The following is a 21799-nucleotide window of genomic DNA, read 5'->3' on the forward strand; positions in this document are numbered from 1 at the left end:
GACTGCGGCTGTGCCAGCACGCGGACGGATCACGTCGACCACGGCGCCGACCACTCGGGACGCATTCTGGGCGGAGTCGCCGGGCGCGGTGCTCGCCCGCCTGGACACGCGTGCGACGGGCCTGACCGCCGAGCAGGCGGCGGGGATCCTCGCCGCGCGCAAGCTCCGACGGCATCATCGGCACGGCCTGGCCTCGTGGCAGCGGCTCCTGCTCTCGCAGTTCAGCAGCCCGATCATGCTCATCCTGATCGTGGCGACGATCATCTCGATGCTCGTCGGCGACCTCACCGACGGCTCGATCATCATCGCGATCATCCTCGCGAGCGGACTGCTCGGCTTCTTCCAGGAGTACCGGGCGAACAACGACGTCGCCGCGCTGCTCAAGCGCGTCGAGGTCACGGTGCCCGTGCTCCGTGACGGGGCCGAGACGACCGCCCCGGTCGCCGAGATCGTGCCGGGCGACGTTGTGCTGCTGCGCGCCGGCGGCGTGGTGCCGGCCGACTGCCGCCTCCTCGAGAGCGAGAACCTGCTCGTCGACGAGTCGACGCTCACGGGCGAGTCCTACCCGGCCGAGAAGGACGCGGACCTCCCCGCCGACCCCTCGGCGACCCTCGCGGAGCGGCGCAACAGCGTCTTCCTCGGCACGCACGTCACGAGCGGCACGGCTCGCGCCGTCGCCGTGCGCACCGGCCGGGACACCGAGTTCGGCGCCGTCTCATCCGAGCTCGAGAAGAAGCGCGTGACGACGGCGTTCACACGCGGCACGACCCGATTCGGAGAGCTCCTCATCTGGGTCATGGTCGTGCTCACCGCATTCATCTTCATCGTGAACGCGCTGTTCGGCCGGCCGCTCATCGAGGCCCTGCTGTTCTCGCTGGCCCTCGCGGTGGGGCTCAGCCCCCAGATGCTGCCGGCGATCGTGTCGGTGAGCCTGTCGACGGGCGCCCGGCGGATGGCGAAGCAGCAGGTCATCGTGAAGCGGCTCGACGCCATCGAGGACCTCGGCGCGCTCACCGTGCTCTGCACCGACAAGACGGGCACCCTGACCGCCGGCTCCGTTCGGCTCGACGAAGCGCTCGACCTCGACGGCCGGGAGAGCGCCGAGGTGCTGCGGCTCGCGAGCTGCAACGCGGCGCTGCAGGAGGGATTCCCCAATCCGCTCGACCTCGCGATCCTCGCGCGCGCGGAGCCGCCCGCCGGGCTCACGGCGCTCGACGAGCTCCCGTACGACTTCAGCCGGCGACGCCTCTCGGTGGTGGTGCGGGTCGACGGCGCGCCCACCCTCATCGCCAAGGGGGCGTTCGAGGGCATGCTCGAGATCTGCGACCACGCCGTCGTCGACGGCGCCGTCGTCCCGCTCGATGCCGTGCGCAGCGGTGTCGTCGACCGGTACGAGCGGCTCAGCGCCCGGGGCCGCCGGGTCCTCGCGGTCGCCACACGCACGTTGGCCGACCCGATCCCCGCGCTGACGCCCGCGGACGAGACGGGGATGACGCTCGTCGGGATCCTCGCGTTCGACGATCCTGCCAAGGCGGATGTCGCCGATTCCCTCTCCGCGCTCGAGCGGCTCGGCGTCTCGGTGCGTCTCATCACCGGCGACAACCGGCTCGCGGCCGCTGCGATCGCCACGTCGGTCGGCCTCGACGCGGCGCACGTGCTCACCGGTCGTCAGATCGACGCGATGGACGACGCGGCCCTCGCCGCGGGAGTGGCCGGCGTGGGCGTCTTCGCCGAGATCGAGCCGGTGCAGAAGCGCCGGATCGTGTCGGCGCTGCGCGCGAACGGCGAGACGGTCGGATTCCTCGGCGACGGCATCAACGACGCACCCGCGCTGCAGGCGGCGGACGTCGGCATCTCCGTGGACACCGCCGTCGACGTCGCGAAGCAGGCCGCCAGCGTCGTGCTGCTGGCGAAGAGCCTCGCCGTCATCGTCGACGGGATCACGCTCGGCCGCGCGACGTTCGCGAACACGCTCAAGTACGTGCGCGTGACGACGAGCGCGAACTTCGGCAACATGCTCTCGATGGCGATCGCGAGCCTGTTCCTCACGTTCCTGCCACTGCTGCCGCGGCAGATCCTGCTGCTCAACTTCCTGAGCGACATCCCGGCCACGACGATCGCCGGAGACCGGGTCGACCCCGAGCGCGTCCAGGCGCCCGGCCGGTGGGACCTTCGCGGCATCCGGGACTTCATGATCACCTTCGGGCTCGTGTCGACGGTCTTCGACCTGCTCACGTTCGCCGTGCTGCTGTGGGTGTTCCGCGTCGACGACACCACGTTCCGCAGTTCGTGGTTCATCGAGTCGACGCTCACCGAGCTCGTGGTGCTGCTGTCGCTGCGCACCGGCCGACCGATCCTGCGGTCGCGGCCGGCGGCAGCGCTGCTGTGGTCGAGCATGGCGGTCGCGGTGGTGACCCTCGCACTGCCGTACTTCCCGCCGCTGGCCACGCCGCTCGGGCTCGACGCGGTGCCGCTGCCCATCCTCGGCTCGCTGTTCGCGCTCACCGGGCTCTACCTCGCGGCGAACGAGCTGCTCAAGCGCCGCTTCCTCGGGGACCGGCCTGCGCGGTTGCTGCGAACTGCCTGATACGGCTAGGATAGAGCGTCACTCGTGTGACAACCATGTCCGCATGCCGTCGCGGAACCAATCACAACGCTCTTTCCGCGTCGGCCCGATATTGTCCATTCGGAGCATTCACTACATGACAACCGTAACGACCAAGGCGCCCAAGCAGGTCGCGATCAACGACATCGGATCTGCTGACGATTTCCTCGCCGCGGTCGAGAAGACACTCAAGTTCTTCAACGACGGCGACCTCATCGAGGGTACCGTCGTGAAGATCGACCGCGACGAGGTCCTCCTCGACGTCGGATACAAGACCGAGGGTGTGATCCCCTCCCGCGAACTTTCCATCAAGCACGACGTCGACCCCAGCGAGGTCGTCAAGGTCGGCGACTCCGTCGAGGCCCTCGTTCTCCAGAAGGAGGACAAGGAAGGCCGTCTCATCCTGTCGAAGAAGCGTGCGCAGTACGAGCGCGCTTGGGGCGACGTGGAGAAGATCAAGGAGTCCGACGGCGTCGTCACGGGTTCGGTCATCGAGGTGGTCAAGGGTGGCCTCATCGTCGACATCGGCCTCCGTGGCTTCCTCCCGGCGTCGCTCATCGAGCTCCGCCGCGTGCGCGACCTCACGCCGTACCTCGGCCAGGAGATCGAGGCGAAGATCCTCGAGCTCGACAAGAACCGCAACAACGTCGTGCTCTCGCGCCGCGCGCTCCTCGAGCAGACGCAGTCCGAGTCGCGCTCGACGTTCCTCGCGAACCTCCACCCGGGCCAGATCCGCAAGGGCGTCATCTCGTCGATCGTCAACTTCGGTGCGTTCGTCGACCTCGGCGGCGTCGACGGACTCGTCCACGTCTCCGAGCTCTCGTGGAAGCACATCGAGCACGCCAGCGAGGTCGTCGAGGTCGGCCAGGAGGTCACCGTCGAGGTGCTCTCCGTCGAGCTCGACCGCGAGCGCGTCTCCCTGTCGCTCAAGGCGACGCAGGAGGACCCGTGGCAGGTCTTCGCCCGCACCCACGCGATCGGCCAGGTCGCACCGGGCAAGGTCACGAAGCTCGTGCCGTTCGGTGCGTTCGTCCGCGTGGCCGACGGCATCGAGGGCCTCGTGCACATCTCGGAGCTGTCGGGCAAGCACGTCGAGCTCGCAGAGCAGGTCGTGTCGGTCGGCGAAGAGGTCTTCGTCAAGGTCATCGACATCGACCTCGAGCGTCGCCGCATCTCGCTCTCGCTGAAGCAGGCGAACGAGGGCGTCGACCCCGAGGGCACCGAGTTCGACCCGGCGCTCTACGGCATGCTCACCGAGTACGACGAGCAGGGCAACTACAAGTACCCCGAGGGCTTCGACCCCGAGACCAACGAGTGGCGCGAGGGCTTCGAGGCCCAGCGCGAGAAGTGGGAGCAGGAGTACGCTGCCGCCCAGGCTCGCTGGGAGGCGCACAAGAAGCAGGTCGCACAGGCTGCCGTCCAGGCCGCCCAGGACGACTCGTTCTCGGCCGGCGGCTCCTCGTTCTCGAGCGAGCCCACCACCGGTGGCACCCTCGCCGACGACGCGTCGCTCGCGGCGCTGCGCGAGAAGCTCTCGAGCAACAACTAGTCGTTCGCGACTCGTACGGAAGGCCGGTCCCCGAGGGGGCCGGCCTTCCGGCGTTCGGCGACCGCGTTCCGGTCAGTAGAGTTGGGGTGTGTATCTGATCGGCCTCACCGGGGGCATCGCGTCCGGCAAGTCAACCGTCGCCCGCCGTCTCGTGGAGCACGGCGCCGTGCATCTCGATGCCGACCAGCTCGCCCGGCGGGTGGTCGAGCCGGGCAGCCCGTGCCTCGAGGCGATCGCCGACGAGTTCGGTGCGGCGGTCGTGCGGCCCGACGGCACGCTCGACCGCGACAAGCTGGGTGGGATCGTCTTCCACGACGACGCGGCGCGCGCCCGGCTCAATGCGATCGTGCACCCCGCGGTGCGCGAGCTGTCGGGCCGGCTCATCGCGAAGGCCGAGGCGGAGGACCCCGACGCCGTCGTCGTGTACGACGTGCCGCTGCTCGTCGAGGCCCAGGTCGATCACCCGTTCGACCTCATCGTCGTGACGAGCGCGCCGCGCCGCACCCAGGTGAAGCGACTCGTGGAGGAGCGCGGGCTCGACCCGATCCAGGCCGAGGCCCGCGTCGACGCGCAGGTGGGGAACACCGAGCGACTCGCCGTGGCCGACGTCGTCATCGACACGGACGGCAGCATCGCGCACACCATGAGCCAGACCGACGCGCTGTGGGCGCGCATCGCGCAGGAGCGCCGCGAGCGTTCCGCCTGACGCCCCGCAGTCCAGTCTGGATGCCGCCCAGCTTCGGTGTCGGCGGCCGAACCTAGACTTGACGGCATGCAGGCAACCCGATCCGTCCGGCCGTTCGAGGTCGTCAGCGAGTACTCGCCGAGCGGTGACCAGCCGCAGGCGATCGCCGAGCTCGCCGCGCGCATCAATGCCGGCGAGACCGATGTGGTGCTCCTCGGCGCGACAGGAACGGGCAAGTCGGCGACGACCGCCTGGCTCATCGAGCAGGTGCAGCGGCCCACGCTCGTGCTCGCCCACAACAAGACGCTCGCCGCCCAGCTCACGACCGAGTTCCGCGAGCTCATGCCCAACAACGCCGTCGAGTACTTCGTCTCGTACTACGACTACTACCAGCCCGAGGCCTACGTGCCGCAGACCGACACCTTCATCGAGAAGGACTCGTCGATCAACGCGGAGGTCGAGCGGCTCCGTCACTCCACGACGAACTCCCTGCTCAGCCGTCGCGATGTCGTCGTGGTCTCGACGGTCTCGTGCATCTACGGCCTCGGCACGCCCGAGGAGTACCTCAACGCGATGATGCCGTTGCAGGTCGGCCAGCGCGTCGATCGCGACTGGCTCATCCGCAAGTTCGTCTCCATGCAGTACCAGCGCAACGACATCGACTTCTCGCGGGGCAACTTCCGGGTGCGCGGCGACACGATCGAGATCATCCCCGTCTACGAAGAGCTCGCGATCCGCATCGAGATGTTCGGCGACGAGATCGAGGCGCTGTACACGCTCCACCCGCTCACCGGGCAGGTCGTCGAGAAGCTCGACGTCGTGCCGGTGTTCCCCGGGTCGCACTACGTCGCGAGCACCGACGTGATGCAGCGGGCGATCGGCACGATCCGCATCGAGCTCGAGGAGCGGCTCGCGGAGCTCGAACGCGAAGGCAAGCTGCTCGAGGCGCAGCGACTGCGCATGCGCACCACCTTCGACCTCGAGATGATGGAGCAGATCGGCTTCTGCTCCGGCATCGAGAACTACTCGCGGCACATCGACGGCCGTTCCCCGGGCGAGGCGCCGCACTGCCTCATCGACTACTTCCCCGACGACTTCCTCGTCGTCATCGACGAGTCCCACGTGACCGTTCCGCAGATCGGTGCGATGTACGAGGGCGACTCGTCGCGCAAGCGCACGCTCGTCGAGCACGGGTTCCGCCTGCCGAGCGCGCTCGACAACCGCCCACTCAAGTGGAACGAGTTCAAGGACAAGGTCGGCCAGGCGGTCTACCTCTCTGCGACGCCGGGCAAGTACGAGATGGGCATCGCCGACGGGATCGTCGAGCAGATCATCCGCCCGACTGGCCTCGTCGACCCCCAGATCGTGGTCAAGCCGTCGAAGGGCCAGATCGACGACCTGCTCGAGGAGATCCGCGCGCGTGCCGAGCGCGACGAGCGCGTCCTCGTGACCACCCTCACGAAGAAGATGGCCGAGGAGCTCACCGACTTCCTCACCGAGGCCGGGGTGCGCGTGCGCTACCTCCACTCCGACGTCGACACGCTGCGCCGGGTCGAGCTCCTCACCGAGCTCCGTGCCGGTGTCTACGACGTGCTCGTTGGCATCAACCTCCTGCGTGAGGGGCTCGACCTGCCCGAGGTGTCGCTCGTGGCCATCCTCGACGCCGACAAGGAGGGCTTCCTCCGGTCGTCCACCTCGCTCATCCAGACCATCGGCCGTGCCGCCCGCAACGTCTCCGGCGAGGTGCACATGTACGCCGACGTCATGACCGACTCGATGAGCATGGCGATCGACGAGACGAACCGCCGCCGCGACCGGCAGCTCGAGTACAACCGAGTCAACGGCATCGATCCCACGCCCCTCCGCAAGCGCATCGCCGACATCACCGATGCGCTCGCTCGTGAGGAGGCCGACACGGCGGCGCTGCTCGCCGGACGCGACGCGCGGCAGAAGTCGCCCGTGCCCCGCCGGGCGGGCATCGCATCGGCGGGTGCGAACGACCTCGAGGAGCTCATCCGCGACCTCAACAACCAGATGCTCGAGGCGGCGGGGGAGCTCAAGTTCGAACTCGCCGCCCGGCTGCGCGACGAGGTCTCCGAGCTCAAGCGGGAGCTGCGCCAGATGGAGAAGGCCGGACACCTCGGCTGAGCCCGGATTCGAACGTATGTTCGCTGACAGCACAGGCCGCGGCGGCATCCGTGTCAGTGGCGCTCCGTACACTCGATAGGTGCCAGTTTCACGTCTCGATGCCCATTCGCGCCTGAGCGTTCGCGGAGCCCGTGTGCACAACCTGCACAACGTCGACGTCGAGATCCCACGCGACGCGATGGTGGTGTTCACGGGCCTCTCGGGGTCGGGAAAGTCCTCGCTCGCGTTCGACACGATCTTCGCCGAGGGCCAGCGTCGCTATGTCGAGTCGCTCTCCGCCTACGCCCGCCAGTTCCTCGGCCAGGTCGACCGGCCCGATGTCGACTTCATCGAGGGGCTGAGCCCGGCCGTCTCCATCGACCAGAAGTCGACGAACCGCAACCCGCGTTCCACGGTCGGCACGATCACCGAGATCTACGACTACATGCGCCTGCTCTGGGCGCGCATCGGCGTGCCGCACTGTCCCGTCTGCGGTGAGCGCATCCAGCGCCAGACCGTCCAGCAGATCGCCGACCAGCTCATGGAGCTCGACGAGGGCACCCGGTTCCAGGTGCTCAGCCCCGTCGTGTCGCAGAAGAAGGGCGAGTTCGTCGACCTGTTCCGCGACCTGTCGGCGCAGGGCTACACACGTGCCGTCGTCGACGGCGAGGTCATCCGGCTCGACGAGCCGCCGACGCTGAAGAAGCAGGTCAAGCACGACATCTCCGTCGTGGTCGACCGGCTCGTGGCATCCGACGACATCCTTGGCCGGCTCACCGACTCGCTCGAGACCGCGCTGCGCCTCACCGACGGGCTCGTGCAGATCAACTACGTCGACCGCGAGAGCTTCGACGCGTGGCAGACCTTCTCCGAGAAGCTCTCGTGCCCCAACCAGCATCCGATCGCGCTCACCGAGATCGAGCCGCGCACGTTCTCGTTCAACGCCCCGTTCGGCGCCTGCCCCGAGTGCTCCGGCCTCGGCACGCGCATGTCGGTCGACGAGGAGCTGCTGCTCGGCGACCCCGCCCTCAGCATCGCCGAGGGCGTCATCCTGCCGTGGACCTCGCAGGGCAAGAGCCTCTACAACTACTACGAGAAGCTGCTGCACGGCCTCGCGCGCGACCTCGGGTTCTCGCTCGACACGCCGTGGGAGCAGCTTCCCGCCGACGCGCGCGATGCGGTGCTGCGCGGCGACAACTTCGAGGTCAAGGTGCGCTGGCGCAACCGGTACGGCCGTGAGATGAGCTACTCGTCGGGCTTCGAGGGCGTCGTCCCCTACATCGAGCGGCAGTACCTGCAGGCCGAGACCGACGTGCAGCGGGCCCGCTGGTCGGAGTACCTCCGCGAGGTGCCGTGCCCTGTGTGCCGTGGCGACCGGCTGAAGCCCGAGGTGCTCGCCGTGCTCGTGCACGACGCGAGCATCGCCGACGTGTGCCGGCTGAGCCTCCACGACGCGCGCTCCTTCATGGACCGCCTCGAGCTGACCGACCGCGAGCAGACGATCGCCGCGCAGGTGCTCCGCGAGATCAAGCTCCGGCTCGACTTCCTCATCCGAGTCGGCCTCAGCTACCTCGACCTCGCCCGCGCCGCCGGTACCCTCTCGGGCGGCGAGGCGCAGCGCATCCGGCTCGCGACGCAGATCGGCTCGGGACTCACGGGGGTGCTCTACGTGCTCGACGAGCCGAGCATCGGCCTCCATCAGCGCGACAACCGCCGGCTGATCGACACCCTCATCGCCCTGCGCGACCTCGGCAACACCCTCATCGTCGTCGAGCACGACGAGGACACGATCCGCACCGCCGACTGGATCGTCGACATCGGCCCGGGCGCCGGCGTGCACGGCGGCACGGTCGTGCACAGCGGCAGCTACGCCGACCTCGTCAAGAACACCCGATCGCTCACGGGCGACTACCTCTCGGGCCGCCGGGAGATCGCGATCCCGTCGCACCGCAGGCCGATCGACCCCGAGCGCATGATCGCGGTGCACGGCGCCGCCGCCAACAACCTGCGCGACGTCGACGTCGAGTTCCCGCTCGGCACGTTCACGGCCGTCACGGGCGTGAGCGGGTCGGGCAAGTCGTCGCTCGTCAACGACATCCTCTACCGGGTGCTCGCGAACCGCCTCAACGGCGCCCGCAAGGTGCCGGGCAAGCACCGCCGCGTCACCGGCCTCGACCAGCTCGACAAGGTCGTGCACGTCGACCAGGCGCCGATCGGCCGCACCCCGCGGTCGAACCCCGCCACCTACACGGGCGTGTTCGACCGCATCCGCACGCTCTTCTCCGAGACCACCGAGGCGAAGGCCCGCGGCTACCTTCCCGGCCGCTTCAGCTTCAACGTCAAGGGCGGCCGCTGCGAGGCGTGCTCGGGCGACGGCACCATCAAGATCGAGATGAACTTCCTGCCCGACGTGTACGTCGCGTGCGAGGTCTGCGGGGGCAAGCGCTACAACCGCGAGACCCTGCAGGTGCACTACAAGGGCAAGAACATCGCCGAGGTGCTCGAGATGCCCATCAGCGAGGCGGCCGAGTTCTTCGAGCCGATCTCGGCGATCCACCGGTACCTGAAGACGCTCGTCGACGTGGGCCTCGGCTACGTGCAGCTCGGACAGAGCGCCACGACGCTCTCGGGCGGCGAGGCGCAGCGCGTGAAGCTCGCCACCGAGCTGCAGCGCCGGTCCAACGGCCGCAGTGTCTACGTGCTCGACGAGCCCACCACGGGCCTCCATTTCGAAGATGTGCGCAAGCTCCTCAAGGTGCTCGGCAAGCTCGTCGACAAGGGCAACACCGTGATCGTCATCGAGCACAGCCTCGACGTCATCAAGTCCGCCGACTGGATCATCGACCTCGGGCCCGAGGGCGGCTCGGGCGGCGGCCAGGTCGTCGCGACGGGCACGCCCGAGCAGGTGGCGCGGGTGACCGCGAGCCACACCGGCTACTTCCTCCGCGAGATCTTCGACGCGGCATCCGAGCGCACCGAGGTCGCCAGCTAAGCGATGCGCGACGTCCTCCCGTACCGGCCGAAGCCGGGCGAGATCCCCACCTCGCCCGGCGTGTACCGTTTCCGCGACGACGAGGGGCGGGTGCTCTACGTCGGCAAGGCGAAGAACCTCCGCGCACGCCTCTCGAACTACTTCGCGCCGATCTACAGCCTCCACGAGCGCACACGGCGGATGGTGACCACCGCGAGCTCCGTGGAGTGGACCGTCGTCGGGAACGATGTCGAGGCCCTCCAACTCGAGATCACGCTGATCAACGAGTTCCACCCGCCGTTCAACGTGCGCTTCAAGGACGACAAGAGCTATCCCTACCTGGTGGTGACGCTCGCCGACGACGCGCCCCGGGCCATGATCAGCCGGCGTCGCGGCATCCCCGGCGCGCGCTACTTCGGCCCGTACCCCAAGGTCTGGGCGGTCAACGAGACGCTCGAGACGCTGCTCACGCTGTTCCCGATCCGCACCTGCAAGGACAGCGACTACAAGCGCGCGATGACGAGCGGCAAGCCGTGCTTCGCCGGCCAGATCGGCCGGTGCTTCGGCCCGTGCTCGATGAAGGTCACGATCGAGGAGCACCGCGAGAACGTCGACCGGTTCGTCGCCTTCATGCAGAACCAGGATCGTCGCATCATCGGCGAACTGACCCAGCAGATGAAGGCCGCCGCCGCGACGCTGGACTACGAGACGGCGGCGCGGCGCCGCGACCAGATCCAGGCGGCCGAGTCGTTCTTCGAGAAGAGCGCGGTCGTGCTCGGCGAGCACGTCGACATCGACGTCTTCGGCATCGACCACGACGAGCTCTCGGCCGCCGTGCAGCTGTTCATCGTGCGCGGCGGGAGGGTCCGTGGCGTGCGGTCGTGGACCGTCGACAAGGAACTCGACGTGCCCCTCGGCGAGCTCGTCGACTCGGTCGTGCAGAACGCCTACGGTGACGACATCGTGCCGCCCGGCGAGGTCGTCGTTCCCGAGCTGCCCGACGACGCACCCGCCCTCGAGGGTTGGCTCGCCGCGATCGCCGGGCGGAAGGTGCGCCTGCGCGCCGCCCAGCGCGGCGACAAGGCCGCGCTCCTCCAGACCGCCACGCAGAACGCGAAGCAGACGCTCATGCTCTACAAGACGCGTCGCAGCGCCGACTTCACCACGCGCTCCCGGGCGCTGGAAGACATTCAGGAGGCGCTCGGCATGGCCGACGCGCCCCTGCGCATCGAGTGCTTCGACGTCTCGCACCTCTCGGGCACCAACATCGTCGCGTCGATGGTCGTCTTCGAAGACGGCCTGCCCCGCAAAGACGAGTACCGCCGCTTCACCATCCCGAATTCCACCGACGACACCGACTCGATCCACCAGGTGCTCACCCGCCGGCTCGCGTACCTGGCCGAGCCGTCGCGCCCTTCGGCGACCGCGGCGGCGGGTGCGGATGCGGCGGGCGCGGATGCCGCGGGCGACGACGCCGACGCGGCATCCGTGCGCCGTGCCAAGTTCGCCTACCGGCCGAACCTGCTCGTCGTCGACGGCGGACAACCGCAGGTGCAAGCCGCCGCGAGGGCGCTCGAGGAGTCCGGCGTCGAGGGCGTCTACCTGTGCGGGATCGCGAAGCGGCTCGAGGAGATCTGGACGCCCGACTCCGACTTCCCCGTGATCCTCCCGCGCAACAGCGACGCGCTGTTCCTCTTCCAGCGCGTGCGCGACGAGGCGCACCGGTTCGCCATCACGCACCAGCGCCAGCGGCGCAAGCGCGACATCGCCACCGTGCTGAGCGACATCCCGGGGCTCGGGCCGACGCGCGTCTCCCAGCTGCTGCGGCACTTCGGCTCGGTGACCCGCCTGCGTGCCGCCGACGAGGCCGCGATCGCGGAGGTGAACGGCATCGGCCCCGCGCTCGCGGCCACCGTGCACCAGCACCTGCGGGCGGGAAGCTCGCGTGACGCCGACTAGGCTGGGGGAGCGCGACGCGGAAGGGGGCCCGACGGCAATGGGGGACGGCGACCAGCAGGAGATGCTCATCGTCACGGGGATGTCCGGAGCGGGCCGATCCACGGTGGCCAATGCGCTCGAGGACCTCGGATGGTACGTCGTCGACAACCTGCCGCCGCAGATGCTCCGACCGCTCGTCGAGCTCGTGGAGCGCGCCGGCGCCTCGCTGCCCCGCATCGCCGCCGTCGTCGACATCCGCGGCGGCGGATTCTTCTCCGAGTTGCGCGACATCGTGCAGGCGCTGCGCACCGGCGTCAACGTGCGCGTCATGTTCCTCGACGCGAACGACGCGGTGCTCGTGCGGCGGTTCGAGTCGGTGCGGCGCCCGCATCCGCTGCAGGGCGACGGCACGCTGCTCGACGGCATCACCGCCGAGCGGGTGCGGCTCGCCGAGGTGCGCGAGGCGAGCGACATCTTCGTCGACACCTCCGACCTCAACATCCACCAGCTCGCGAACCTCGTCACCGAGTCCTTCGCCGAGGCCGACCGCGCAGGGCTGCGCGTCACGGTCATGAGCTTCGGGTTCAAGTACGGGCTGCCGGCCGACGCCGACCTCGTCGCCGACGCGCGCTTCCTGCCGAATCCCTTCTGGCAGCCCGAGCTGCGGCCGCTCACCGGCGAGGACGCGATCGTGGCCGACTACGTGCTGGGCCAGAATGGAGCCCGCGAGTTCCTCGACGCCTACGACACGGCGCTCGTGCCGGTGCTCGCGGGCTACCAACGCGAGAACAAGCGGCACGTGACCGTCGCGATCGGATGCACCGGCGGAAAGCATCGCTCGGTGGCGCTCGTGCGGGAACTCGCGACGAGGCTCGCGAAGCACCCGGGCGTCGCGGTCAGCGTGAAGCATCGCGACCTCGGCAGGGAGTGACCGCCGGCGTCCGGCCGGGCGCGAGGGCGCGGGGGACCGACGACACCGGGGGAATGACAGAGAGGACGACCACGTGGCACTGACCGCGGATGTGAAGGAAGAGCTCGCGCGAGTCGAGGTGTCGAAGACCTCGGTGCGCGCCGCGGAGCTCGCGTCGGTGCTGCGGTTCGCGGGAGGCCTGCACATCATCTCGGGGCGCATCGCGATCGAGGCGGAGCTGGATTCGCCCAACATCGCGCGGCGCGTGACCCGCGATCTCGGCGAGCTCTACGGCGTGCGACCGGATGTCTCGGTCATCTCCGCCTCGGGCCTCCGGCGCACGAACCAGTACCTCGTGCGGGTCCTCGACGGCGGCGAGACGCTCGCCCGCCAGACCGGCCTGCTCGACGCCCGGCGGCGGCCCGTGCGCGGACTGCCGAACAAGCTCACGACCGGCTCGCGCGACGACGTCGCGGCGGTGTGGCGCGGCGCGTTCCTCGCGCACGGCAGCCTCACCGATCCGGGCCGCTCGGCCGCGCTCGAGGTCACCTGCCCGGGCAACGAGACGGCGATGGCCCTCGTGGGCGCGGCGGGCAGGCTCGGCATCTCCGCGAAGGCCCGCGAGGTGCGCGGCGTGCACCGCGTCGTCATCCGCGACGGCGAGGCGATCAGCGCCATGCTCGCGGTGATGGGCGCGACCGAGACGGTGCGCAACTGGGAGGAGCTGCGGCAGCGCCGCGAGGTGCGCGCGACCGCGAACCGCCTCGTCAACTTCGACGACGCGAACCTGCGCCGATCCGCCCAGGCCGCGGTGGCCGCGTGCGCGCGCGTGGAGCGCGCCATGGAGCTCCTCGGCGACGACATCCCCGACCACCTCCGCTACGCGGGCGAGCTGCGGCTCGCCCACCGCGACGCGAGCCTCGACGAGCTCGGCCACCACGCCGACCCGCCCATGACGAAGGACGCGGTGGCCGGCCGCATCCGTCGACTGCTCGCGATGGCCGACAAGAAGGCGGCCGAGCTCGGCGTGCCCGGCACCGAGGCGAGCCTGCCCGCCGATCTCGACGAAGTCTGAATGGGTCACGGCCCCGGCACGGCTCGTGCCCACGGGCATAGGATCGACGATGGCGCGGTGGAACCGGGCAGAGGCTCGGTTCCCCGGCATCTGACAAGGAGAAGCAATGGCTGACTACACCCTCCCAGATCTCGCGTACGACTACTCGGCGCTCGAGCCGAGCATCAGCGGCACGATCATGGAGTTGCACCACTCGAAGCACCACCAGGCCTACGTGACGGGCGCGAACACTGCGCTCGCGCAGCTCGCGGAGGCGCGCGACTCGGGCAACCTCGCGAACGTGAACAAGCTCGAGAAGGACCTCGCGTTCAACCTCGGCGGCCACGTCAACCACTCGATCTTCTGGACGAACCTCTCGCCCGACGGCGGCGACAAGCCCACCGGCGAGCTCGCCGCGGCGATCGACGACCACTTCGGCTCGTTCGACAAGTTCCAGGCGCACTTCACGGCCACCGCGCTCGGCGTGCAGGGCTCCGGCTGGGCCGTGCTCGCATGGGACTCGCTCGGCCAGCGCCCCATCATCGCGCAGTTCTTCGACCAGCAGGGCAACCTCCCGGCAGGCCTGATCCCGCTGCTCATGCTCGACGTCTGGGAGCACGCGTACTACCTCGACTACAAGAACGTGCGCGCCGATTACGTGAAGGCGTTCTGGAACATCGCGAACTGGGACAACGTCCAGCAGCGCTTCCAGGCAGCAAACGAGAAGTCCTCGGGGCTGCTGCTACTGTCATAGCGGATGGTGTCCCCGGACGCCGTCCGGGGACACCGTCGTCCGAGCAGTTCACCACCGAAACAGCGCGCTCGCGCCCCGTCAATACAGGAGACATCCGTGTCCGTAAAGATCGGCATCAACGGCTTCGGCCGCATCGGCCGTAACTACTTCCGCGCCGCCCTCGCCCAGGGCGCCGACCTCGAAATCGTCGCGGTGAACGACCTCACCGACAACAAGACCCTCGCCCACCTCCTCAAGTACGACTCGATCACGGGCCGCCTCGACGCGACCGTCGAGTACGACGACGAGAACCTCATCGTGAACGGCAAGGCCATCAAGGCGTTCGCCGAGCGCGACCCCGCGAACCTGCCCTGGGGCGAACTCGGCGTCGACATCGTCATCGAGTCGACGGGCTTCTTCACCAAGGCCGCCGACGCGCGCAAGCACATCGAGGCCGGCGCCAAGAAGGTGCTCATCTCGGCTCCCGCCACCGACGAGGACGCCACCTTCGTCATGGGCGTCAACGAGCACGAGTACGACCCCGAGAAGCACCACATCATCTCGAACGCCTCCTGCACCACCAACTGCCTCGCGCCGCTCGCGAAGGTCTTCAACGACGCGTTCGGCATCGAGCGCGGCCTCATGACGACCGTGCACGCCTACACCGCCGACCAGAACCTGCAGGACGGCCCGCACAAGGACCTCCGCCGTGCGCGTGCCGCCGCGGTCAACATCGTGCCGACCTCGACCGGAGCCGCCAAGGCGATCGGCCTCGTGCTCCCGGAGCTCATCGGCAAGCTCGACGGCTTCGCGCTGCGCGTGCCGGTCCCCACCGGCTCGATCACCGACCTCACGGTCACCTCCTCGCGTCCGGTCACGGTCGACGAGGTCAAGGCGGCCTACAAGGCCGCGGCCGAGGGGCCGATGAAGGGCATCCTCAAGTACACCGAAGACGAGATCGTCTCGAGCGACATCGTCACCGACCCGCACTCGTCGATCTTCGACGCGGGCCTGCTCCGCGTGCTCGGAGACCAGGTCAAGCTCTCGAGCTGGTACGACAACGAGTGGGGCTACTCGAACCGACTCGTCGACCTCACCGAGTACGTCGCCGAACGTCTCTGAGACGAGCAGCTCGTGACCCTGCGAACGATCGATTCCCTCGGTCCGCTCGCCGGCAAGCGCGTCGTCGTCCGTTGTGACCTCAACGTTCCTCTCCAGGACGGGGCCATCACGGACGACGGCCGCGTGCGGGCATCGGTCCCCACGCTCGATGCACTCGTGGCGCAGGGCGCCCGCGTGATCGTCGTGTCCCACCTCGGCCGCCCCGACGGCGCCCCCGAGGCGAAGTACAGCCTGGCCCCGGTGGCCGCGCGGCTCGACGAGCTGCTCGACGCATCCGTCGCCTTCGCGACCGACACGGTCGGGGCGGATGCCGCGGCCAAGGTCGCGGCGCTCGGCGACGGCGAGGTGCTCGTGCTCGAGAACCTGCGGTTCAACCCCGGTGAGACCGCGAAGGACGACGCGGAGCGCGGTGCCTTCGCGGCCCAGCTCGCGGAGTTCGCCGACGTCGTCGTGTCCGACGGCTTCGGCGTGGTGCACCGCAAGCAGGCGAGCGTCTACGACCTCGAGCAGCTGCGGCCGAGTGCCGCGGGCCTGCTCATCGCCGCCGAGCTCGACGTGCTCGACCGGCTCACCGAGAACCCCGAGCGGCCGTACGCGGTCGTGCTCGGCGGGTCGAAGGTGTCGGACAAGCTCGGCGTGATCGAGCACCTGCTGCCGCGCGTCGACACGCTCCTCATCGGGGGCGGGATGCTGTTCACCTTCCTCGCGGCGCAGGGTCACAAGGTGGGCTCGAGCCTCCTCGAGGCCGACCAGATCGACACCGTGAAGCGCTACCTGTCCGACGCCGAGGAACGCGGCGTGACGATCGTGCTGCCGACCGATGTCGTGGTCGCCGCCTCGTTCTCGGCCGACGCCGACCACGTGGTGGCTCCTGCAGACGCGATCGAGGAGACGCCGTTCGGCGCCTCCGGCCTCGGGCTCGACATCGGCCCCAACACGGCGGCCACCTTCGCGGGGTACATCCGCGACTCCCGCACCGTGTTCTGGAACGGCCCCATGGGCGTGTTCGAGCTGGCGCCGTTCGCAGCGGGCACACGTGCCGTGGCCGACGCGCTCACCGAGGTCGACGGGCTCAGCGTCGTGGGCGGCGGCGACTCCGCCGCTGCCGTACGGCAGCTGGGATTCGCCGACGACCAGTTCGGACACATCTCGACGGGCGGGGGCGCGAGCCTCGAGTTCCTCGAAGGCAAGCATCTCCCCGGACTGGAGGTCCTCGGATGGCAGTGACACGCACCCCGTTCATCGCGGGCAACTGGAAGATGAACCTCGATCACCTGCAGGCGATCGCGTTCGTGCAGAAGCTCGCGTGGGCGCTCGCCGACGCGAAGCACGACTTCGCCGACGCGGAGGTCGCCGTCTTCCCCCCGTTCACCGACCTGCGTTCGGTGCAGACGCTCGTCGCCGCAGACGACCTGCCCATCGCCTACGGCGCCCAGGACGTCTCGCAGCACGATTCGGGCGCGTACACCGGTGAGGTGTCGGGTGCGTTCCTCGCGAAGCTCGACTGCCGGTACGTCATCATCGGCCACTCCGAACGGCGCACGCTGCACGGCGAGACCGACGCGGTCGTGAACGCGAAGGTGCAGGCGGCGCATCGCCACGGCATCGTTCCCGTGCTGTGCGTGGGCGAGACGGCGGACGACCTCGAGCAGCACGGCGCGAGCGCCGTGCCGGTCGCCCAGTTGCGCGCCGCACTCGACGGCGTCGACGCGTCGAAGGGCCTCGTCGTGGCGTACGAGCCGGTCTGGGCGATCGGATCGGGCCAGGCGGCCACCCCCGAGCAGGCGCAGCAGGTCTGTGCGGCGCTCCGCGCGGTGCTCGCCGAGGTCGCCGGCGACGACGTCGCCGCATCGACCCGCGTGCTCTACGGCGGGTCGGTGAAGGCCGCCAACATCGCGTCGTTCCTCCGCGAGGTCGATGTCGACGGTGCACTCGTCGGCGGTGCGAGCCTCGACATCGACGAGTTCTCGAGCATCGTCCGCTTCAAGAAGCACGTGGGCGCCTGAGCCGCGAGGCGCCGCGAACACGTCGCACCCGCACCCGCCGTCCCGGCCCGTGACCACGGGCCGGGACGGCGGTGCGGCTATACTCGACTGGTCGGCATCGACACTTCGTCATGCCCGGAAAGGTTTCACCGTGGAGATTCTCCAGGTCGTCCTGCAGGTGCTGCTCGGTCTCACGAGCCTCCTGCTCACGCTCCTGATCCTGTTGCACAAGGGTCGTGGTGGCGGTCTGTCCGACATGTTCGGCGGCGGCGTCACCTCGAACCTCGGCGCCTCGGGCGTCGCAGAGCGCAACCTCAATCGCATCACGATCATCCTCGCGCTCGTGTGGGTGACGTGCATCGTCGTGCTCGGACTCATCACGAAGTTCGACGCGGGAATCTGACGGAGGACCCAGTGGCATCAGGAAACAGCGCAATCCGCGGCTCGCGCGTCGGTGCGGGCCCCATGGGCGAGCAGGACCGGGGCTTCCACGCCGACCGCATCGCGGTGAGCTACTGGGACGCGCAGGGCAACGAGACCGTGCGGTACTTCGCGGCGAACCTCCCCGAGGAGGAGATCCCCGACGTCATCGACAGCCCGTCCACGGGCCTTCCCGCCGGTCGCGACAAGGACAACCCGCCGTCGGTGTCGAAGCTCGAACCCTACAAGACGCACCTCGCCTACGTGAAGGAGCGGCGCACCGAGGAGGAGGCCGCGGCGCTCCTCGAGGAAGCGCTCGAGCAGCTGCGCGCGCGTCGAGGCACGGGCACAAAGGACTGAACTTGCACGACGACGGGGCCGCCCACCGGGCGGCCCCTTCGTCGTTCCCGCTCGCGCGGGTGGCGTGCGGTCAGTACTCGCGTGCGATGAGCGCCTCGGGCACCTCTGCCGCGGCATCCTGATCGATGAAGAACACGGTGCGCCGGCGACCCTTGATGCCCGCCACGGGCACTTCGTCGCGGCTGGCGCCCGCGAGCGCGAGGCCGAGGGCGGAGGCCTTGTCGGCCCCGGCGAGCACGAACCAGATGCGCTGCGAGGAGTTGAGCACCGGCCGGGTGAGGCTCAGCCGCTCGGGCGGTGGCTTCGGGGACTCGCGCACGGCGATGACCGGGCGGTCGATCACCTGGATCCCGGAGCGGTGCGGGAACAACGAGGCGATGTGGCCGTCGGGTCCGACGCCGAGGAACGTGATGTCGAAGATCGGGTACCCGAGCCCCGCCGCGCCGTGCCGGGCGAGCTCGGCCGCGTAGGCGTCGGCCGCCTCGTCGAGCGTGAGCCCCGAATCGGATGCGGGGAACGGGTGCACCTGCTCGGGTGCGAGCTCGAGCGCATCGAGCAGCGCGGCGCGCGACTGCACGTCGTTCCGCTCGGCGTCGCCGGCCGGAACCCACCGCTCGTCGCCCCACCAGAAGTGGATGCGGCTCCAGTCGATCGAGTGCCGCGCCGGCGACTCCGCGACGGCCTCGAGCACCGCCCCGCCCATCGACCCGCCGGTGAGGACGACGTGCACCGTCTGCTGCACGTCGAGCAGGTCGAGCACCTTCGTGATGAAGCGCGCAGCGACCGAGCCGGCCAGGGTGGACTTGTCGGGGTGCACGAGCACGCGCCGCTCGTTCGTCATACGTGGACTCCTTCGTCCCGCTCTCGGAGCAGCCGGAGGCCGCTCGTGATCACCTCACCGTACAGTTCATCCGGGTCCAGGCGGCGGAGTTCGTCGGCGAGGCAGTCGCGGAGGCTGCGACGGGGGAGTGCGACGTCGTGCAGGGGCTGGCCGGGCTGGCGCAGCGTCGCGACGCCGGGAACGTCGCGCACGAGTTCGATGACACCGCTCGCACGCTCGAGCTCCACGCCGTGGATGCCCCGTGAGCCGTGCTCGAGACCGGCCAGGATGCACGTGGTCTTCGCGCCGAGCTGCTCCTGCAGCCAGGCGGCGAGGAGGGTGGTCGAGGGCGAGTCGATCGAGCCCGTGACGCGCACGGCCGTCACCGGCTCGTACGGGGGCTGGTCGAGCACCGCAGCGAGTTGGGCCCGCCACAGGGTCAGGCGCGTCCAAGCGAAGTCGGCGTCGCCCGGCGTGTAGTGCTGCTCGAGGGTGAGGAGCGCCGCCTGCGGGTCGGGCTGCGCCGAGGCATCCGTGATGCGACGGCTGGCGATGCGCCCGAGCGGCGACGTGCCGGGCACGTCGGGCGCGATGCCCGGCCACCAGGTGACGACCGGCGCGTCGGGCAGCAGGAGGCCCATGACGAGGCTCTCCTGGTCGAGCGCGGCGTCGCCGCGGGCGCGGAGGACGATGACCTCGCTCGCACCGGCGTCGCCGCCGACGCGGATCTCGGCGTCGAGGCGAGCCTCGCCCTGCTCGGTGCCGGGTTCGGTCGACACCACGATGACGCGCATCGGATGCTCACGCGAAGCGTCGTTCGCCGCCTCGATGGCCTCCTCCTCGGCATCGGGGGTCGTGGCGATGACGAGGGTGAGCACGCGGCCGAGGGCCACCACCCCGCCGTCCTCGCGGATCTTGACGAGGGTCTTCGACACCTGGCTGGTGGTGGTGTCGGGCAGGTCGACGATCACGGGCGCCTCCAGGTTCGTCCGTCGCGGGCGAGGAGCTCGTCGGCCGACGAGGGCCCCCAGGTGCCGGGGCGGTACTGCTCGGGCTGGCCCTGCGTCGCCCAGAACTCCTCGATCGGGTCGAGGATCTTCCACGAGAGCTCCACTTCCTCCTGGCGGGGGAAGAGGGGCGGGTCGCCGAGCAGCACGTCGAGGATGAGCCGCTCGTAGGCCTCGGGGCTCGCCTCGGTGAAGGCGTGGCCGTAGCCGAAGTCCATGGTGACGTCGCGGACCTGCATGCCGGCGCCCGGCACCTTGGAGCCGAAGCGGATCGTGACGCCCTCGTCGGGCTGCACGCGGATCACGAGCGCGTTCTGGCCGAGCTCCGAGGTCTGGCTGTCGGCGAACACCTGCTGGGGCGCACGCTTGAACACGACCGCGATCTCGGTGACGCGGCGACCGAGGCGCTTGCCGGCGCGCAGGTAGAACGGCACGCCGGCCCACCGGCGGGTGCCGATCGTGAGCTTCATCGCGGCGTACGTCTCGGTGGTCGACTCGGGGTTCATGCCGTCCTCGTCGAGGAAGCCGATGACCTTCTCGCCGCCCTGCCATCCGCCCGCGTACTGGCCGCGGGCCGTGCCCGTGGCGAGGTCGTCGGGCAGGCGCACGGCCGCCAGGATCTTCTCCTTCTCGGCGCGGAGGTCGGCGGCCTCGAACGAGATCGGCTCCTCCATCGCGGTGAGGGCGAGCAGCTGCAGCAGGTGGTTCTGGATGACGTCGCGCGCCGCGCCGATGCCGTCGTAGTACCCCGCGCGCCCACCCACGCCGATGTCCTCGGCCATGGTGATCTGCACGTGGTCGACGTAGTTCGCGTTCCAGATGGGCTCGTAGAGCTGGTTCGCGAAGCGGAGCGCCAGGATGTTCTGGACCGTCTCCTTGCCGAGGTAGTGGTCGATGCGGAACACCGAGTCGGGCGGGAAGACCGACGCGACGACGTCGTTCAGCTCCTTCGCCGTCTTGAGGTCGGAGCCGAACGGCTTCTCGATCACCACGCGCCGCCACTGGTCGTCGCGCTGCTCGGTGAGCCCGGAACGCTTCAGCTGCTCGGTCACGAGCGGGAACGACTTCGGCGGGATCGACAGGTAGAACGCGTGGTTGCCCATCGTGCCGCGCTCGCGGTCGAGCTCCTCGACGACGGTGCGCAGGCGGTCGAACGCCGCGTCGTCGTCGAAGTCGCCCTGCACGAAGCGGATGCCGCGGGCGAGCTGCTTCCAGACGTCCTCACGGAACTCGGTGCGCGCGTACTGCTTGACCGAGTCGTGCACGACCGCCTCGAAGTCCTGGTCGTCCCAGTCTCGACGGGCGAAGCCGACGAGCGCGAAGCCCGGGGGCAGGAGCCCCCGGTTCGCGAGGTCGTACACGGCGGGCATGAGCTTCTTGCGTGACAGGTCGCCGGTCACGCCGAAGATGATGAGGCTCGACGGCCCCGCGATCCGGTTGAGCCGATAGTCCTTCGGCGACCGGAGCGGGTTGTGCGTCGCGGTGATCTCGGCGGGTTGCATTCGCTTCTCCG

General features: G+C 69.5%; 17 protein-coding genes. 14 read left to right on the forward strand and 3 right to left on the reverse strand.

The annotated features are described in order from the left end of the window. Positions 1-10 precede the first annotated feature (10 nt). The 14 genes from mgtA to EDM22_RS07915 all read left to right on the forward strand — a co-directional run bounded on the left by mgtA (position 11) and on the right by EDM22_RS07915 (position 18459). The gene (gene mgtA, locus EDM22_RS07850) at positions 11-2587 is read left to right on the forward strand and encodes a magnesium-translocating P-type ATPase (RefSeq protein ID WP_212591914.1); all 2577 of its coding nucleotides are present in this window, start codon (positions 11-13) and stop codon (positions 2585-2587) included. 115 nt (positions 2588-2702) lie between these two features. Next, positions 2703-4154 (forward strand): 30S ribosomal protein S1, encoded by a 1452-nt coding sequence (gene rpsA, locus EDM22_RS07855; protein ID WP_122936511.1) that lies wholly within the window; start codon positions 2703-2705, stop codon positions 4152-4154. A gap of 88 nt (positions 4155-4242) precedes the next feature. After that, positions 4243-4860: a dephospho-CoA kinase gene (gene coaE, locus EDM22_RS07860; RefSeq protein WP_122936512.1), complete on the forward strand. Its 618-nt coding sequence runs from the start codon at positions 4243-4245 to the stop codon at positions 4858-4860. A gap of 66 nt (positions 4861-4926) precedes the next feature. After that, positions 4927-6987: an excinuclease ABC subunit UvrB gene (gene uvrB / locus EDM22_RS07865; protein WP_122936513.1), complete on the forward strand. Its 2061-nt coding sequence runs from the start codon at positions 4927-4929 to the stop codon at positions 6985-6987. 79 nt (positions 6988-7066) lie between these two features. Beyond that, complete coding sequence (gene uvrA, locus EDM22_RS07870; RefSeq protein ID WP_122936514.1) at positions 7067-9958, forward strand: excinuclease ABC subunit UvrA; 2892 nt, start codon at positions 7067-7069, stop codon at positions 9956-9958. Between the two features lie 3 nt (positions 9959-9961). Further along, positions 9962-11896, forward strand: coding sequence for an excinuclease ABC subunit UvrC (gene uvrC, locus EDM22_RS07875; protein WP_122936515.1), 1935 nt, complete (start codon positions 9962-9964; stop codon positions 11894-11896). A gap of 37 nt (positions 11897-11933) precedes the next feature. Then, complete coding sequence (gene rapZ / locus EDM22_RS07880; protein WP_122936516.1) at positions 11934-12806, forward strand: RNase adapter RapZ; 873 nt, start codon at positions 11934-11936, stop codon at positions 12804-12806. A 73-nt stretch (positions 12807-12879) separates the two neighbouring features. Continuing rightward, positions 12880-13860 (forward strand): DNA-binding protein WhiA, encoded by a 981-nt coding sequence (whiA, locus tag EDM22_RS07885; RefSeq protein WP_122936517.1) that lies wholly within the window; start codon positions 12880-12882, stop codon positions 13858-13860. A gap of 106 nt (positions 13861-13966) precedes the next feature. Further along, positions 13967-14593: a superoxide dismutase gene (locus tag EDM22_RS07890; protein WP_122936518.1), complete on the forward strand. Its 627-nt coding sequence runs from the start codon at positions 13967-13969 to the stop codon at positions 14591-14593. A gap of 96 nt (positions 14594-14689) precedes the next feature. Next, complete coding sequence (gene gap / locus EDM22_RS07895) at positions 14690-15694, forward strand: type I glyceraldehyde-3-phosphate dehydrogenase (RefSeq protein ID WP_122936519.1); 1005 nt, start codon at positions 14690-14692, stop codon at positions 15692-15694. 12 nt (positions 15695-15706) lie between these two features. Beyond that, positions 15707-16921, forward strand: coding sequence for a phosphoglycerate kinase (locus EDM22_RS07900; protein WP_122936520.1), 1215 nt, complete (start codon positions 15707-15709; stop codon positions 16919-16921). Beyond that, on the forward strand, positions 16912-17700 hold the full coding sequence (tpiA, locus tag EDM22_RS07905; protein ID WP_122936521.1) for a triose-phosphate isomerase: 789 nt from the start codon (positions 16912-16914) through the stop codon (positions 17698-17700). The genes EDM22_RS07900 and tpiA overlap by 10 nt, the downstream gene beginning before the upstream one ends. Before the next feature lie 130 nt (positions 17701-17830). Beyond that, positions 17831-18082 (forward strand): preprotein translocase subunit SecG, encoded by a 252-nt coding sequence (gene secG, locus EDM22_RS07910; RefSeq protein ID WP_122936522.1) that lies wholly within the window; start codon positions 17831-17833, stop codon positions 18080-18082. A gap of 11 nt (positions 18083-18093) precedes the next feature. Beyond that, positions 18094-18459, forward strand: coding sequence for an RNA polymerase-binding protein RbpA (locus EDM22_RS07915; RefSeq protein ID WP_122936523.1), 366 nt, complete (start codon positions 18094-18096; stop codon positions 18457-18459). Between the two features lie 70 nt (positions 18460-18529). On the opposite strand, the gene pgl is transcribed toward EDM22_RS07915, so the two are convergent. Genes pgl through zwf form a run of 3 tightly spaced genes read right to left on the reverse strand, consistent with a single transcriptional unit; the run spans position 18530 to position 21788 of the window. Continuing rightward, a complete protein-coding gene (gene pgl, locus EDM22_RS07920; RefSeq protein ID WP_122936524.1) occupies positions 18530-19300 on the reverse strand; it encodes a 6-phosphogluconolactonase in 771 nt (256 codons plus the stop codon). Beyond that, positions 19297-20250 (reverse strand): glucose-6-phosphate dehydrogenase assembly protein OpcA, encoded by a 954-nt coding sequence (locus tag EDM22_RS07925; RefSeq protein ID WP_122936525.1) that lies wholly within the window; start codon positions 20248-20250, stop codon positions 19297-19299. Before EDM22_RS07925 ends, pgl begins: the two co-directional genes overlap by 4 nt. Further along, the gene (gene zwf / locus EDM22_RS07930) at positions 20247-21788 is read right to left on the reverse strand and encodes a glucose-6-phosphate dehydrogenase (RefSeq protein ID WP_122936526.1); all 1542 of its coding nucleotides are present in this window, start codon (positions 21786-21788) and stop codon (positions 20247-20249) included. Before zwf ends, EDM22_RS07925 begins: the two co-directional genes overlap by 4 nt. Positions 21789-21799: the final 11 nt, after the last annotated feature.

The organism is Agromyces tardus, from assembly GCF_003710805.1.
Classification (GTDB): domain Bacteria; phylum Actinomycetota; class Actinomycetes; order Actinomycetales; family Microbacteriaceae; genus Agromyces; species Agromyces tardus.